Source organism: Prevotella sp. P2-180 (genome assembly GCF_002251435.1).
GTDB lineage: Bacteria > Bacteroidota > Bacteroidia > Bacteroidales > Bacteroidaceae > Prevotella.
Genome location: NZ_NPJI01000008.1, coordinates 14772 through 31576 on the forward strand (window position 1 = coordinate 14772; position 16805 = coordinate 31576).

Here is a 16805-nt window from a genome sequence, read left to right on the forward strand (position 1 = left end):
GCTGTTCCTACGTTATTTCATTCAATCAAAGTAAACAAACAGAATTATGAAGAGATTATTCAATACACTCATGCTGCTAACCCTTGGCTGCATCTTCACATTCGCCGCTGAAAACCATCTGTACATCAGTGACTTCAAGATTGTGCCCGGACAGCAGAAGACAGTAGAGATTGTACTCGACAACGAAACTCCAATCTCCTCGCTGCAATTTGATCTGGTACTGCCTGACGGTCTTACTTATGTCGACAACAGCTTGGCAAAGGTTACAAGCCGCATCACTCGCAGCAGCCACACTGTCATGGCAGCTAAGCAGTCAGACTGTGTGCGTTTCGGCGTGCTTTCAGCAGCTACTGACCCAGCTAAGTCTGCCATCAAAGGCAACTCTGGCGCCATTCTCACTATCGATGTAAAGGCCGACGCAAACTTCACTGGCGACTTCATTGAGATTGTCGAAATCATTGGCAGCAACGCAACAGTGGCTGAGCCAGTGCGCGTAGACATGAACGGATGGGTTACTAATGTCAGTGTAGACCCTGGTCATGCAGGTGTTGAAGAGGCTGCCGTAGAGGTGCGTCCTAACGAGCCTGCCTTACTCAATGTCACTCTCGCAAACAATATCGACATTGTAGGTCTTCAGGCAACAGTCACCATTCCTGAGGGTGTTTCATTCACAGAAGGTGTAGACGGAGAGTATGTTACTTATACCGGCCGTCTGTCAGACAACGTGATTGCAAACTTGGAGCCAGTGCCTGGCAAGCCCAACACATGGACTCTCCTCGTTTCTTCTCTCACAAACGACGTGTTTGAAGGCACAGAAGGCGTTCTGCTCGGTCTCAATATTGTTGCTGACGGTACAGTGGCAAGCGGCGACGTGGTGATCAACGACATTAAGGTGGTTAACCCAACTGGAGTAGAATACATCCTTGATGACGTTCTCACTTATAATGTGAAGTGCATCACCGACCCAACGGGTGATGGTGTGGTTGACATTGATGATGTTTATGCTGTAAGCTCAGTTATTAAAGGCTTAGATACAAATCCTTATACTGACATAAACGGCGATGGCGTAGTAGATATAGATGATGTTTATGCCCTTATTGCAATTATGAAGGAATAAGAAACAGACAAATTTAAAACCGAAAAACATGAAAAAGTATATGAATATAGCAAAACTCGGCTTGATGCTGATGATGCTCATTGGTGGAGTTTCTTTCGCCAATGCCCAGGAAGAAAATCCTGAAAAGGTTTCCATTGACCCAGTGACCATAGCTGCTGGTGATGAGAAGGAGTTGACCATCAATTATGAGAGCTCAGTAGAGCGTTCTGGATTCCAGATGAACATCCTGCTACCAGAGGGACTTAGTTTTGTAAAACAGGAAGGTGTTGACGAAGACGAAGAGCCTATCACCTTCTATGCAACCAAAGGAACAGCCCTTAGGACAACTCATGCTTTCGATGTTACATATAAAAGCGATAAAGAACTGCTGATTATTGTCTATCATTTGGACCTTAAGCTGCTGAAGTCTCCAGGCAGCCTGCTTTCATTCAAGGTTAAGGCTGACGAGTCTCTCGCCGACGCTTCACAGATTGTCTTGAAGAACGTGAAGTTTAATGGTGGACAGTATTTCGATGTTAATGTAGACGTGACCAAAGGCACTTCTACCGGCATCAATGAAGCTAAGGCAGAAGAGGCTGACAATGCTCCGGTATTCAATCTTGGCGGTCAGCGTGCTTCGAAGAATGGCAAGGGTATTCTTGTAAAGAAAGGAAAGAAATACGTTCAGACTCGATAAAAATCGAAAAACATTTCCTATTTTAGTAGTAGAGTGAAGAGGGAGATGGCGCGTAGATGCGTCGTCTCCCTCATTTTTTTCCCCTACGATTTTCATTCTTCATCTTCAATCTTTCATCCTATATAGAATATTTCTATCGAGAAATAGATTATTTCGTTTGGAGGTTTACCTAAAAGTTAGTATCTTTGCAGCAGAAAAATCAATATTATAACATTTTAAAATTAAACAACAATGAAAGAACTAAAAGGAACAAAGACCGAGAAGAATCTTCTCGAGGCATTTGCAGGCGAGTCGATGGCCCGCAACAAGTACACATATTTTGCTTCACGCGCAAAGAAGGATGGCTACCAGCAGATTGCTGCCCTCTTCGAGGAGACTGCCGCTAACGAGAAAGAGCACGCCAAGCTTTGGTTCAAGCATCTTGAGGGTGGTGCAGTAAAGGACACCATGGCTAACCTGAAGGCTGCTGCCGAGGGCGAAAACTACGAGTGGACTGACATGTATGACCGTATGGCTAAGGAGGCTGAAGAGGAAGGCTTCATTGAGATTGCCGCACAGATGCGTGGTGTGGCTGAGGTGGAGCGTCACCACGAGGAGCGCTACCGCAAGCTGCTGAAGAACATTGAGGATGGCATCGTATTCTCTCGTGAGGGTGACACCATCTGGCAGTGCCGCAACTGTGGACACATCGTGGTTGGCAAGAAAGCTCCTGAAATCTGCCCTGTATGCAACCATCCACAGAGCTATTTCGAGGTTAGGGCCGAGAATTGGTAAAATCAATATATATTGAGTCAAAACGGGAAAAAAATGGTGAAAATCATTTTTTTCCCGTTTTGACTATATACTTTATAAAAAAATCACTATTTTTGCACCAACATTATAAACCTATAAAATTTTTTAATTATGAACGAGAAAGAAATGAATAAAAGTTTGATTAGTGACAATGAGTTACAGAATGTAGTTGGTGGTTTTGTTTATAAAGGCGTTGAGTATCACACCATGGCAGACTTGAGGGATGCCCTTCTTAGGGGGCTTATTACAGAGGAGGACGCCCAAATCATAGGCAAGAACATCTGATTATCTTTTTTTAGTATAGCGGCAGGAATTCGTAGCTGTTGCCTACGCATGAGAGATAGCGGAGGAAGGCGTCGAGGGTGATGACCACAGTGCCGCGGCAGTCGTTGGGATGAAACGACAGGGTGGCGGCGTGGAGGAGATTCTCGTCGAGGAAGAGATGTACGTGGCTTGAGGTGTCGTTGATGAGGCCGAAGGGCGAAACACTGCCAGGCTCAAGGCCAAGATAGCGTGCCATGCGTTCTGGTGAGGCGAACGACAGTTTGCCGCAGGAAGGCAGGCCGCGCGCCACGAGCGACTCCTTCAGCCGGCGTTCAAGGTCGTGGATGTCGAGGTCGTGGTCGCAATGAAACGACACGAGGTAGTGGCGGTTGCCTTTATGGTTGCGGAAAAAGAGGTTTTTGCAATGCACGCTGCCGTCGTCTCTCCACCATCGTTTCGCCTCTTCGATGGTTTTTCCCTCGGGATGGTTATACACCTCAAATGGTATGTCGTGTTCGCGCAAATAGTTGAGCACGGTTTCCTCACGTGTCATTTCCTTGTTGTTCATACTATAATTTTATTAAAGAAGTTAAAGAAGTTAAGGAAGTTAAAGAAGTTAAGGAAGTTGAGTTAATAAAAAAGGTTGACACCGGAAATGTCAACCTTTTTAATATATGCTTATTGATAAACCGATTACTGAGCGAGTTTGCCGTCAGAACCGAGTACGTTCACAATCTTGTGGATGTACATCTTCTTCATGTTCTCACGAGCAGGCTTCAGATACTGACGTGGGTCGAAGTCTCCAGGATGCTCAGCGAGGTGCTGACGGATTGCAGCAGTCATGGCCAGACGAGAGTCAGAGTCGATGTTGATCTTGCAAACAGCCGACTTAGCAGCCTGACGGAGCTGGTCTTCTGGAATACCGATAGCGTCTGGCAACTTGCCACCGAACTTGTTGATGGTAGCAACCTCGTCCTGTGGTACAGAAGAAGAACCGTGGAGAACGATTGGGAATCCAGGGAGCTTCTGCTCTATCTCGGCAAGGATGTCGAATGCCAATGGAGGAGGAACGAGCAGACCTGTCTTCGGGTCGCGTGTGCACTGTTCTGGAGTGAACTTGTATGCACCGTGAGAAGTACCGATAGAGATAGCGAGTGAGTCGCAACCTGTGCGTGTAGCGAAGTCGATTACTTCCTCAGGCTTTGTGTAGTGAGACTCAGCGGCAGAAACCTCGTCCTCAACACCGGCGAGAACACCGAGCTCAGCCTCTACAGTCACGTCATACTGGTGAGCGTAGTCAACAACCTTCTTTGCGAGAGCCACGTTCTCCTCGTATGGGAGGTGAGAACCGTCGATCATTACAGAAGAGAAGCCCATGTCGATGCAGTCCTTGCAGAGCTCGAAGCTGTCACCATGGTCGAGGTGGAGCACGATTTCAGGATGCTCGCAACCGAGTTCCTTTGCATACTCTACAGCACCCTGAGCCATATAGCGGAGGATAGTGGCGTTAGCATAGTTGCGTGCGCCCTTGGAAACCTGCATGATAACTGGAGACTTTGTCTCAACTGCGGCCTGAACGATGGCCTGCATCTGCTCCATTGTGTTGAAGTTGAATGCTGGGATTGCATATCCACCAGCAACTGCTCTCTTAAACATCTCACGGGTGTTTACAAGACCCAATTCTTTGTAACTTACCATAATAATTAATTTGTATATTTATTGTTATTATTAACCATGTTTTCTTTTCGGCCACAAAGTTAATACTTTAATTTCTGAAAAACAAGCGTTTTGTACTTTTTTAATTCCCTTTTCCAACACTTTTTTGCATAAATCAAACTTTTTCTTACTCTTTTTGTCTGATTTGCAAGGTGGAGTTGGCAAAATATTGTCAATGCCTGTAGTCGAACGATTTGAAGTCGGCGGAGCCGGTGCCGGTGACATAGATGCCGAGGACGACTCCGGTGAAGCCGCCTACCACTTCGGTGCTCATCAGCTGAGGGGCTATTGTACCTAGCTTTTGGAGCGACTTCTCGTCTTTTCCGAAAAGAAACTCGTAGTTGTCGGGGGTGGCTCGCAGTACAAGCGTTTGTCTTGCACTGTCGAGCCATACCTTCTCTTCTGTCTTCTCAAGGTTTTTCATGCGGTAACGTACTGTGGCATAGAACTTACCGTCTGCGCTTTTGCCTACGAGCACCTCACAGTGGCCGTCGTTTATCTGGTATGCGGTGAGTCCTGCCTCGTCGCCTGGCTTTAGCTGTGAGGCGTCGAGAGTCACGCTGACGGTCATGTCGGCATGCTGCTGCCGACGCCCTATGAACGTGGGCTGCTCGTTTTCAGTGAGTGTGCTCCTTGAACCGTGAAGTCGGAGGGTGTTGCCGCGCAGCTCATATTTCGTGGAGTCTGGGTTTTGGATATAGACCCATTCCGGTCCCATGGCCTTAAAGCCCTTTGCGGCGGAGTTGGCGATGGCTGCTTGGGGAAGAACAGCGAAATTGGTTTCCTTTGTAACTGGCTGAAGCGGCTTGCCGTGGTTTACCACTGGCCATCCTTCGTTGTCCCATTCCACGGGGACGAGGAAGGTTTCGCGTCCGAGGTGGTGATAGGCTCCATTATATATACGGAAGGCGAGGAATGTCATCCACCACTGTCCGTTGGCGTCTTCCACGAGGTCGCCGTGTCCCGTGCCTTGCACCTGGCTGTCTTGCGCTGCCATGCAGCAATGGGTGAATATCGGGTTGCGTGGGCAACTTTCGTATGGGCCGTAGATGTCGCGGCTGCGGGCGATGGTGAGGCTATGGGCTATCTCTGTGCCTCCCTCGGAGATGAGCAGATAGTAGTAGTCACCTTTCTTATATATATGCGGTCCTTCAGGGTATCGTCCGCCAGTGCCACGCCAGATGCCGCGGCTTTCGGTGAGCTGCTTGCCTGTTGTGGGGTCAATCTCGCAGAGAGTGATGGTGTTGTCGGGATTGCTCACCATATAGCATTTGCCGTTTTCGAAATACAGCGAAGGGTCGATGCCTTGTTGCTGCAGCCATATAGGTTCGCTCCACGGTCCTTCTGGGTTTGAAGCCGTGACCATGAAGTTGCCGCCGTTGCCCACGTTTGTTGTTATCATATAGAACGTGCCGTCGTGGTAGCGTAGGGTAGGGGCGTAGATGCCCAACCACGACGAAGCCCCTTTCAGGGGAAGTTGGCTGTTTCTGTTGAGCACGTTGCCAATCTGCTCCCAGTGTGTCATGTCGCTGCTTTTGAAGACAGGCACTCCGGGGAAGTACTGGAACGAGGAGTTGACGATATAGTATTCGTTGCCCACTCGGCATATCGATGGGTCTGGGTGATAGCCCGGTATGAGCGGGTGGGCATTTGCCAATGTCGCTTGTCGGGTTGTAGGCATTGGGTTAGGGCTTTGCGGGTAGCCCTGAGCCGAAAGCGTCATGGCGAGCAGTGTTGTAATGATTGTTTTCTTTTTCATAATTGTATTTTTTTTTCTTACTCCTCTTTTACTACCACGACTCCAATTTGCCTTTTCCCGTCCATCATGATTTTCAGTGGCTGGTTGAAGTGGACGTGGCGGACGTATTGGGTTTCTTCCACTGCAGGCATTTGGTCGAGGAGGTCTTGACGGAAGATGCCGTCGTTGTTGAAGGTGTTGATGGTGAAGTAGCCGACGCCGAAGGAGGTGAGGTTCTGGAAGAAGTGGGTTCCTTGGCTTGGGTCTACCCGATAGTTTTTCAGTCCCGACTCCACGATGAGCCTTGCGCCACTGATGTGAGGCCATTTTACAGGTATTCCGAGCCAATAGTCGCTTGAGCCCCATCGTCCAGGCCCTACGAGTATGTATCCGGTCTTATTGTCGAGGAATCGCCTGTTGATGCGTTCTATCTCTTCGGCTATGGCAGGATTGTTAGCCGCCGTGAAGTCGTCGCCTGTCTTCACATACACCACGTCGTAGACGTCTTCGCTGATGCCGTGTCCGAGGGAGTTGTTGGAGCGCAGCAGGCATTTTTCGTCGGGAATGGCCGCGATGTCCTCTTCGAGCATCTGTTTGCTGTCGACGATAGGTCTTATCTGCAGCAGGTAGAACTCGCCCGAGCGGTCGGCGTTGATATTGCATGCAAACTCAATCTCCACGGGGCGTTTCATGTCTCCCGCGCCGAATTTCTGTGCCATCTGCAGCAGTTCGGGCAGTGGGAAAACACCCTGCTGCAACACACCGCAGAAGGAGATGACCTTTCTTCCGCCCTCATAGATGCCGTCTCTGATGACTTGGTCGTATGGGTCGTAGGTTGATGCGATATAGTTGAGCGAACCGTCCTTGTCAGCTTCCTTCACCCTGAGGTTCAGTATGTTAAATCCATCGTCCACCTTAAAGTCCTCGCTCACGTTTTTCATGTCGAGAGCGTAGAAGCGCGTCTGTGTCTCACGCAGGGCCGTTTCCATCTCGCTTGTCTGCAGCACCTGGTGAGGATGATAAGGACTGACACGAAGCGTTTGTCCTCCGTCGACGATATATTTTCCCAGTCCGAGTGCGAGGCTTGCAATACCCTCTTCAGCTTTTTCGTCGCCTATTGGATAGTAGTTGATGGAGCGCAACACACCGCTGAAGTTAGGATAGTATCTGTCGCCGTATTGTTTTCCTACTACTTCCTGTAGGATGACCGCCATTTTCTCTTGGTCTATCACATTGCTTGTAGCAGTCATGTAAGCCTTTGAGTCTTTGTAATATACAGAGGCGTATACACCCTTTATGGCACATGCCAGCATGCGCAGCATCTCATATTTGTCGTCGCGGTAAGGCACCATATATGTAGAGTAAATGCCTGCAAAAGGCTGGTAGTGGCTGTCTTCGAGCAGAGAGGAGGAGCGCACGGCTATTGGCGACTTCACCGCGTCGAAGAAGGTGAAGAAGTCGGCTATGAGCGAGTCGGGCAGTTGGGCGCGCAGGAAGTGTTCGAGTATGACGTCGTCGGGAGCGTCGCTCAGTGCTATCTGGTAGAGGTTGTTGGTATCCATAAACTCGTCGAAGATGTCGGTGCAGAGCACCACGGTTCGTGGTATGGATACCTGAACCCCAGCCAATTGGTTCATCTCCGGATGTCGCTTTATGATGTTGTCGAGGAAAGCCAGTCCACGGCCTTTTCCTCCGAGCGATCCGTCGCCAATTCTTGCGAAGTGGCTGTAAGCGTCGAATTTTCCCCGGTCGAACACAGCCACCACACCGATGTTTTTCATCTGTCGGTACTGCACTATGGCATCGAAAATGATTTGTCGGTGTGCCTGTACATCCTGTAGTTTGTGCCATGTGACATGTTTCAGGAATTCCGATACGGGGAAGATGGCCCTTGCGCACAGCCATCGGCTCATGTGGTTTCGTGAGATATGATACAGCATCGAGTCGTCAGGAATTTTGAAGATGTTGTCTTGCAGTTCCTTCAGCGAGTGAATTCGCATCACCTCATTTCGGGTTTTCGGGTCACGAAAGACGAAGTCGCCAAATCCCATGTGTTTCTCCATGAGGTTTCTGAGGTCGATGTTCATTTTCTTCGAGTTCTTGTCCACGAACCTGAATCCGTCTTTCTCAGCCTTTTGCTTGTTTTCGCTCTCCGAGCTTTGCAGTATCAGCGGCACATATTCGTCCCGTCGTCTTATTTCGCGCAGCAGTTTCAGTCCCGCTTCAGCGTCTTTCTCACCGTCTTTAGGGAATCTTGTGTCGCTAATCACGCCGAGAGTATTTTCGTGATAGCGTTCATATAGTTCCATTGCCTCCTCGTAGTTGCGTGCGAGAACCACCTTTGGTCTGCCCCTTTTTCTTTGCGATGCGGCGTGCGGGTTGAGTGCCTCAGTAGAGAATCGCTTGCTTTGCAGCAGAATATAGTTGTATAGGTTTGGCAATATGGACGAGTAGAACCTGATGCTGTCTTCCACCAGCAGTATCATCTGCACTCCAGCCTCTTTGATGTCGTGGTCGATGTTCATCTTGTCCTCTATGAGTTTTATTATCGAGAGGATGAGGTTTGTATTGCCAAGCCAGCAGAAGATATAGTCGAACATCGAGAGGTCCTCGTCCTGCATGCGTCTTGTGATGCCATGAGAGAAGGGGGTGAGCACGACGCATGGTATGTCTGGCGAGTCGGCTTTCACTGCCCTTGCCACGTCGAAAGCGTCGTTGTCGGCATTGCCCGGCATACATATCACGAGGTCGATGTCGGTATTTTGCAGCACCTGGTTGGCTTCTTCCGTTGTGCTCACCTGTGTGAATGTAGGCGGGTATCTCAGTCCGAGGTCCATATACTCGTCAAATATTTTTTCGTCCACACGTCCGTCGTCTTCGAGCATGAAGGCGTCGTAAGGGTTAGCCACTATAAGCACGTTGAAGATGCGTCGTGTCATGAGGTTCACGAACGACACGTCGCGCAGATAGAATTTATTCCATTCCTGTGGTATGTTTGAGTTCATTCCTTAACCCTCCAATGCATTATTTTTGATACTTGCGGTATTAGTGCCATTGCTATTTTCAGTTGTCCCTGATAGTTTGGGTGCCAGTCGGACCCGAGGTCCACGTCGTCGTTGAGTATATTGTTCATAGTTGTGGCGAAGTGAAGGTTGGGAAATCTGTTGGCGGTGCGTTCTTTCAGTAGTTGTATTGCTGCCCGCAGGTATTCCGTGGAAGAGTGTGGGGTGATGCAGAGTATGGGCACGTTGTCGTATTTCTTGCTCAGTGTCTCAATCATTTTTATGTAAGCCTCGACATATTTCGTGGCTTCGGGTATTGCCGTGGGAGAGAAGTCGTTGGTGCCTAAGTTGATTGTCACGATGTCTGGCCGGCGTTGTGAGTAGTTGAATGGTGTTTTTGCGAAGTCGTCGTAGAGTTGAGTGTATCGGGTAGACATGTTCACTTCCGACTTTTGTTTTTTGTCGCCCCAGTTTCTTACCATGCCGTTGCCCGAGTGTGCAATGATTCTGTAGTCGGCATCGAAATATCGTGCCATGATAGGAATGTACGCCTTGTTGCAGTTTTCGGTTTCGAGTTTAAACTTTTCGCTTGCCGTGAGTCCTTCCGTTCCGTAGCCGCATGTGTATGAGTCGCCGTAAGCCTCAATGAGTCTTTTCTTTGGTGTGACGGGCGAGAGAGTCGCGTTGTTGTCAATATACAAGGAGTGAATGGTAGTGCAACCATATTCGCCTTCGGTGCATTTCTGCAGCATCAGTTCGTGTTCTCCCTTAGGCAGGTTGTCGGCGAGCAGGTAGTTTTGTGGATTATTGCCAGTTATCTTAATTTTCTTCATCACCTTTCCATCGACTATCACGTTGTAGTAGCTTGTTCCGGTTTCCGATGCCGTCACGCCAATTTTTCCGCCATTGAACTTAGTTCTCAGGTAAGTTCCCACCCAGTCGTACCTTACGCTTCCGTCAGCAAGTGTTTCTGTGCGTCCGATAAAAGAGATAGCCTTGTCGTTAGCCTTTACATGTTTGTCGGCAGCGGTTGCCATTAATGTCATCATCAAGAAAGCGATTGTAAAAAGTTGTTTCTTCATAAATTGCAGTTTTTTTTGTTATTTGTGGCTGCAAACTTACAACTTTTTTTTCAATTATGATGCATAATACCCGAAAAACTTCAATTATTCCTTTATAATATATTGGATTTTGTAAGAAAAAGGCATTACTTGTTGTTATCTTTGCTGTTGTATGGTTGTATTGACACCGTCGTATGTCTACCCTCTCTCGATGTCGAGCAATCCTTGTTTGCGCTTCAATCCAGCTGCATATCCCGTAAGACTGCCATTGCTGCCTATTACACGATGGCAGGGAATTATGACGGCAAACGGATTGCAATGACAGGCTTGTGCAACTGCTCTTGCTGCTTTTGGATTGCCTATGATGGAGGCAAGGTAGGAATAAGATATGGTTGAACCATAGGGTATCAATCTGAGTTGACGCCACACGGAAGTCTGGAAGTCTGTGCCGCACAGTCTTAATGGCAAGTCAAATGTCTTGCGTTTGCCACAAAAATATTCTTCCAATTGCTGCTTGGCTGCCTTGATACATTCCGGTTGCTCGTATTCCGATTGCTTACCGCATTCCTCGCAATATTCCTCATGGCACATATCGGTCCATGTACACGAAATAAGGGATTCTTCGTCGGCCGTAAGTATCAAGTATCCCCATGGAGACGATACCATATCAACGTATTTCTTATTATCAACCATGTTGTTTCATTTGTTTATTGGGTGTTTCACAAAGTTTACCTCGATGAGGTGGTCATCTACAACTTTTTTCCAACAGAAATAATAATAGTTATAAAATTATAAGTCACACACCAATTATGCCATGGTGTGTGACGGTTTTTTATAGACAGTCGCGCAGTATTGCGGCAATGTCTTCCTCGTGAAGCGGAACCCACGCATTGTCAAGTCCTTCGTTGTCGGCTATGTGACGGGCCATCTCGCCGATGCGGCTGTCGTCGATGCCAACCTCGCGGAGTGTCATCGGGATGCCGATGCTCTCATAAAACTCATGTATTGCCTGTATGCTCTCTTCGGGAGTGGATGTGCCAAACACATTCTTTCCAAACGACGTGATGCGCTCCACCACCTGGTCGTGAAGCTCGCCGGTTGTGTTGTTGAGAATATGGCGCATCCAGCGTGGAGTGACGATGGCAAGGCCTTCACCATGGGTGATGTCGTAATGGCCTGAGAGGGCGTGCTCTATGGCGTGCATTGGCCAGCCGCTCTCGGAGTTGCCTAAAGAGTAGATGCCGTTGCAGCCAAGTGTGGTGGCATAGAATATCTCTGCGCGGGCATTGTAGTTGTCCGGCTCGCCAAGCACAATCCTCACGTTCTTCACCAACGACTTCACGGCTCCCTCCATGAATGCGTCGTTCATCATGATATGCTCGCCGCAGAAGTACTGTTCCATAATGTGGTTGATACAGTCGGCAACGCCTGCAAGAGTCTGCTTCACTGGCAGGGTGAAGGTGTAAGAAGGGTCGATGAACGATACGGCAGGGAACACCAATGGCGAGAAATAGGCGAGCTTGTCGTTTGTCTCGGTGCGCGAGATTACGCCTCCAGAGTCATATTCCGATCCGGTGGCTGCGAGGGTTATGATGTCAACAATAGGTATAGCCTTGAGGGTCGGTGCCTTGCCCGTTACTATGTCCCAAGGGTCGGCGTCGGAACAGGCTGCGCCGGCAATAGCCTTTGTGCAGTCGAGCACACTGCCTCCGCCCACGGCAAGTATCACGTCGATGTCCTTCTCCTTGCATATCCGCACTCCGTCGAGCACGCTGGGATTGAACTTCGGGTTAGGCTCAATGCCTGGCAACTCGTATATCTCCTTGTCTTCAAGGATTTGCAGCACCTGGTCGTAAAGTCCGCTGCGCTTGATGCTACCGCCACCATAGGTGATTAGCACTCGCTTGCCAAACTTCTCCATAACGCTTTTCAGTTTCTTTTCCACCACGCCTTTGCCGAAGATCAGCCGCGTGGGTGTTTGATAATCAAAGTTCCTCATGTCTTATATATTATTGTTCAAGCATATAATTGTTTCTGCCTGCAAATTTGTCGGGACAGGGGACAGGTCAGTGTCCCGAAAAGAAGTAGCCATATATATGCTGCATTTATCATTCTTTTGAAATCTCGACGATAAGGTGTTTTACCTCATCATGGGGCAGACCTGTTGCTATGGCAATAATATCTACAGATGCGCCGGATGCCAACAATCTCTTGATTGTGGCATTCTTTTCTTGAGCTTCCCCTTCCACGCGACCTTCCATGTGACCTTCCCTCCTCGCCGTGTCAATGGAATTCTTGATGTCGCGGTAGGCCTTGAGGCTGTCCTCGTATTCACGCAGTTCCTCGGGAGTGAACGTGGCTATCTCGGCCTCCTTGAACAGACGGTCGAACACCTTGTCGCGCAACGCCTTGGGGCGGCGCTCCAACTTGTAAAGGTTCTTCAACACGAAGAGCCACTTGTCGTAGAGCGTCTCCAACTCGTCCTCCTTCTTCTTGAACTTGGCAATCTCAACGTATATGAAGTCGAGCTTCTTGTAGAACACCTTGTTGGTCTTGATGTCGCAGAGTTTCACGGTGTGGGTTATCTCCTTCTTGTCGAAAGCCTCCTCCTTCATGTCGAAGTTCAACAGCGCTACGGTATAAACGCGGGAGAGTTTGAAGTCCCAGTCGGCGCTTTTCTTGGCTTGCTCGCGGATGGGGAACGTGGAATAAAAAAGGGAGCGGTCCTTGAAGAAGTCCTGATAGGCATTCTGCATCTCGACGATGAACTTCTCGCCATCCTCGCCCTCGCAATACACGTCGAAGATGGCCTTGCGCGCCGAGGCGTTGTCGCCGAAATGCTCGGTGTTAAGATACTTCACGTCCTTAATAACCTCTTTGCCGGCGAACAGGCTATTAAGGAAATTTATCAGCAAGTCCTTGTTGGGGGCAGTGCCGAATATGCGCTTAAAACCGAAGTCGGTAAGCAGGCTGATGTATCTTTCTTCTATTCCATTCATACCACAAATATATTTTTTTCTGCAAAAATACAACTTTTATATTAAATCAGCAAATAAATCATCGGAATTTTTGCAGATTAAGATTTATTTATTTCTTTATGCAGATGTCGTTTCCTGCCCTCCAGGTTGTTGTGCTTGAAGAATCATAGAGACAGGTTCATCGACCATAAAGAGTCAATGTACCTGGCCCATGAACCCTGGCGGTCTTACATAAAGTAAGACCCTACAATGACTGGCGTTCGGTAGTTTTTACATGCGGGACAGGGGACAGTTATTTGGTTCCACCGCCAATCCCGTTTATGCCACCTTTTTGTACTAAATCGCATGAAAAAAGTGAGATTTAGTACAAAAAGCTTGCATATTTCGGCTTTTCTGCCTATATTTGCACAGATTTTAAAAATGAGCGATCATGGCAACAAACAAGAAGCAACAAAAGATTATAGGCCGAGAAATGGAAATGGCAGAGCTTAGGCGATGCATGGAGTCCGACAGGTCGGAGTTTGTCATAGTGTATGGCAGACGCCGAGTAGGAAAGACATTCTTGGTAGATAGATTTTTTGATGGAGAATACGATTTTTCCTTTGTCGGAAGAAACAATCAGGCAATGGCAAAACAATTGCGTGCCTTTGCCAAATCACTGAAAAAGCATGCCGCAATGCCCAAGCAACCTGTCTTTAGCGACTGGTTTGACGCCTTCGATGCCTTGGAGACATATCTTGAGTCGCTTGACGAAGACAGGAAAAAAGTTGTCTTCATAGATGAGATGCCATGGATTGACACCCCACAGTCGGAATTTGTAGAGGCATTAGAGGGATTTTGGAATGCATGGGGAGCACGTCGCAACGATATTGTGCTTGTGGCAAGCGGTTCGGCTTCATCATGGATGATGGACAAACTGGTGAAAAATCCAGGTGGACTTCATGCCCGTATAACAAATAACATATATGTTCGGCCATTCACTCTACGGGAAACCGAAGAATATTTGCAAAGCCGAGGATTCAGCTGGAGCAAATACCAGATTTTACAGCTGTATATGTCAATGGGCGGCATTCCTTTTTATCTTAGTCTGTTAGACCCCGGCAAGACTCTAATCAACAACATCAACCATCTGTTTTTCCGCAAGAACAGCGAGCTGAAAACAGAGTTTGACGAACTTTACACAGCAATTTTCAGCAACTCAGGAAAATATCTTGTGGTAGTAAAACTATTGAACAATAACAAGGAAGGGATGACATATTCAGAAGTACAGAAATCCACAGGCATCACTGGCTCCCGCCTCACCACAATATTGAATAATCTCGAAAGATGTGATTTCGTTCTGTCCTACTCCCAATTTGGCAATAAGTCGAAGGGCACCATCTATCGTCTCGTTGACTTCTACACCTTGTTTTACTTGAAATTCATCGAGTCCTCAGATACCAAAGACGAGGAATGGTGGCTTCACAACTACAATTCCCGTTCTGTGGCATCATGGCAGGGAACAACCTTTGAGTTAGTGTGCCTCACCCATCTTCCCCAGATTCGTCGCAAGTTAGGCATCGACGGCATATCCACAAGTGCCTCATCATGGAGATACGTCCCTCGTCCACAATCCTCCGATGGCGAAGAAGGTGCCCAGATAGACCTTGTAATAGACAGGGGCGACCAAGTAATCAATTTGTGTGAAATGAAATTCAGTACCGAAGAATACATAATCACCGGCGAATATGAGAAAAAGGTGCGCCATCGCATTCAGATATTCAGGGAGAAGACCAAGACCCGCAAGTCATTGGTCTCCACCTTTGTCACCACGTTTGGAGTGGCAAACGGCATTCACAACGGCATCGTGGGCAATGAAGTTACTATGGAAGACCTGTTCAAGTAATAAAAACCATTCACAACTATCTATTCCTCAATGTGATAGATATTTTGTACCTTTGTAGATGATAAGAAAAATCCCCCAATCACCCTCGAGAAAGATAAGCATACCAAAGCTCAAAGACAAGATGAATGCCCTGCCTAAAGACTGTTTCGGCAAGTATAATCTTTCTGTTCACGCATTTTCGTTGGAAGACATGTAAGGCGAAGGCGGTTTCGGGAGATTAGGTTGCCAAGTAGGGAAGTTAAAGAATTTCTGTTATTTTTTTGCGAAAAGTTGCAAATATTGCAAAGTTATTATTTATCTTTGCAGAAATTTTCAAATGATTATGACAACAAGCAAAAACAAGAAATCACAGCACCGACAGATGTTGCTATGGACAGGAGCTCTCGTAGCGGGTGCTGCCGTCGGTATGGTACACGTCGGATGGATTGACTCCGTAATGGAGTTTATAGCAAGTGTATATACCCGACTGTTCCAGCTGTTGGCTGTGCCCACCATCGTACTTGCCGTAATCACCACACTGTCAACACTCGGCGGACAGAAGGACTCGGGGCGTATCTTCCGTACAGCTCTTAAATACACTGTCCTCACCACTGTTTCTGCAGCAGCTGTGGGATTGCTGCTCTTTATCATTGTGGCTCCGGGCAATCTGCCAGCCGAACTGACCAAGGGGGTGGGCGATGTAGGTGAATCCATAGGTGTCGCTGAGACGTCCTATAGCGAGCACTTCCTTTCTGTTGTGCCCAATAATATCGTGCGCCCCTTCCTCGAAGGTAATGTGCTCTCGCTCATCCTCATTGCCTTTGCCGTGGGAATGGCTTTGTCGAGGATGAAGCGCACCGAGGGTGTAGAGGCAGTGCTGAAGTTGCTTTTCGGCCTTCAGGAATTGCTGTTTCATCTTATTCATTGGCTTATATGGACACTGCCCTTGGGCATTCTCGCCTTCTCGGCACAACTGGCTTCGCAGATGACCGCTGGAGTGGCTGCCGATTCGCTCGGCAAATATATCCTTGTCATCGTGGGTGGCAACTGCCTGCAGTTTTTCGTCGTGCTGCCTCTGTTCCTCCTCGCTCGCGGACTCAATCCGGTGCATGTCTTGTCGAAGATGATGCCGGCAGTGCTTATGGCGTTGTTCACCAAGAGTTCCGCCGCCACGCTGCCTGTCACCATGGAGACTTCTGAGAAGCGGCTTGGAGTCAGCCAGCGTGTGGCGCGTTTTGTATTGCCCATTTGTACTACGGTAAATATGAACGGTTGTGCGGCATTCATCCTTGTCACTTCGCTCTTCGTGATGCAGAATGGAGGGTTTCAGCTCACCCTTCCCGTCATGCTCTTGTGGCTTGTCATCTCGGTGATGTCGGCAATAGGCAATGCCGGAGTGCCCATGGGCTGCTTTTTCCTCACCCTTTCGTTGATGTCGGGAATAGGAGCACCGGTTGCCATCATGGGCATTATCCTCCCTGTCTATACCATCATCGACATGATAGAGACTGCCGAGAACGTATGGTCAGACTCCTGTGTTGCGGCAATGACCGAGCGCGACATAAAGGCGAAGGGTAGTGACGTATGAAAAATGGAG

Annotated in this window: 14 protein-coding genes; 6 read left to right on the forward strand and 8 right to left on the reverse strand. The window is 48.2% G+C overall.

Annotated features, from left to right (window positions below; all coding sequences use genetic code 11):
• Positions 1-46 precede the first annotated feature (46 nt).
• The 4 genes from CIK98_RS00940 to CIK98_RS17505 all read left to right on the forward strand — a co-directional run bounded on the left by CIK98_RS00940 (position 47) and on the right by CIK98_RS17505 (position 2870).
• Complete coding sequence (locus tag CIK98_RS00940) at positions 47-1117, forward strand: hypothetical protein (RefSeq protein ID WP_094382426.1); 1071 nt, start codon at positions 47-49, stop codon at positions 1115-1117.
• Between the two features lie 28 nt (positions 1118-1145).
• On the forward strand, positions 1146-1793 hold the full coding sequence (locus CIK98_RS00945; RefSeq protein WP_094382427.1) for a hypothetical protein: 648 nt from the start codon (positions 1146-1148) through the stop codon (positions 1791-1793).
• Positions 1794-2024: 231 nt separating this feature from the next.
• Positions 2025-2567: a rubrerythrin gene (rbr, locus tag CIK98_RS00950; protein ID WP_094382428.1), complete on the forward strand. Its 543-nt coding sequence runs from the start codon at positions 2025-2027 to the stop codon at positions 2565-2567.
• 129 nt (positions 2568-2696) lie between these two features.
• Entirely contained in the window at positions 2697-2870 is a 174-nt protein-coding gene (locus tag CIK98_RS17505) for a bacteriocin (protein WP_141210351.1), read from the forward strand.
• Positions 2871-2880: 10 nt separating this feature from the next.
• Here the strand turns inward: CIK98_RS17505 and CIK98_RS00955 are convergent, their stop codons facing one another.
• From CIK98_RS00955 to CIK98_RS00990, 8 genes are all read right to left on the reverse strand, one after another.
• Positions 2881-3417 carry a prolyl-tRNA synthetase associated domain-containing protein gene (locus CIK98_RS00955; RefSeq protein WP_094382429.1) on the reverse strand — a complete coding sequence of 179 codons (537 nt, stop codon included), beginning with the start codon at positions 3415-3417 and terminating at the stop codon, positions 2881-2883.
• Between the two features lie 125 nt (positions 3418-3542).
• Positions 3543-4547 carry a class II fructose-bisphosphate aldolase gene (locus CIK98_RS00960; RefSeq protein ID WP_094382430.1) on the reverse strand — a complete coding sequence of 335 codons (1005 nt, stop codon included), beginning with the start codon at positions 4545-4547 and terminating at the stop codon, positions 3543-3545.
• A gap of 190 nt (positions 4548-4737) precedes the next feature.
• On the reverse strand, positions 4738-6324 hold the full coding sequence (locus CIK98_RS00965) for a glycoside hydrolase family 43 protein (RefSeq protein ID WP_253249599.1): 1587 nt from the start codon (positions 6322-6324) through the stop codon (positions 4738-4740).
• A 17-nt stretch (positions 6325-6341) separates the two neighbouring features.
• Positions 6342-9308, reverse strand: coding sequence for a PEP/pyruvate-binding domain-containing protein (locus CIK98_RS00970; RefSeq protein ID WP_094382431.1), 2967 nt, complete (start codon positions 9306-9308; stop codon positions 6342-6344).
• Positions 9305-10387: an SGNH/GDSL hydrolase family protein gene (locus CIK98_RS00975; RefSeq protein ID WP_094382432.1), complete on the reverse strand. Its 1083-nt coding sequence runs from the start codon at positions 10385-10387 to the stop codon at positions 9305-9307. The genes CIK98_RS00970 and CIK98_RS00975 overlap by 4 nt, the downstream gene beginning before the upstream one ends.
• Before the next feature lie 177 nt (positions 10388-10564).
• Positions 10565-11059 carry a methylated-DNA--[protein]-cysteine S-methyltransferase gene (locus tag CIK98_RS00980; RefSeq protein WP_216358944.1) on the reverse strand — a complete coding sequence of 165 codons (495 nt, stop codon included), beginning with the start codon at positions 11057-11059 and terminating at the stop codon, positions 10565-10567.
• 139 nt (positions 11060-11198) lie between these two features.
• Positions 11199-12365 (reverse strand): iron-containing alcohol dehydrogenase, encoded by a 1167-nt coding sequence (locus tag CIK98_RS00985; protein ID WP_094382433.1) that lies wholly within the window; start codon positions 12363-12365, stop codon positions 11199-11201.
• A gap of 109 nt (positions 12366-12474) precedes the next feature.
• A complete protein-coding gene (locus CIK98_RS00990) occupies positions 12475-13365 on the reverse strand; it encodes an Rpn family recombination-promoting nuclease/putative transposase (RefSeq protein WP_094382434.1) in 891 nt (296 codons plus the stop codon).
• A 409-nt stretch (positions 13366-13774) separates the two neighbouring features.
• Between CIK98_RS00990 and CIK98_RS00995 the strand changes: the two genes are divergently transcribed.
• On the forward strand, positions 13775-15229 hold the full coding sequence (locus CIK98_RS00995) for an ATP-binding protein (RefSeq protein ID WP_094382435.1): 1455 nt from the start codon (positions 13775-13777) through the stop codon (positions 15227-15229).
• Positions 15230-15551: 322 nt separating this feature from the next.
• Entirely contained in the window at positions 15552-16796 is a 1245-nt protein-coding gene (locus CIK98_RS01000; protein WP_253249600.1) for a dicarboxylate/amino acid:cation symporter, read from the forward strand.
• Positions 16797-16805 lie beyond the last annotated feature (9 nt).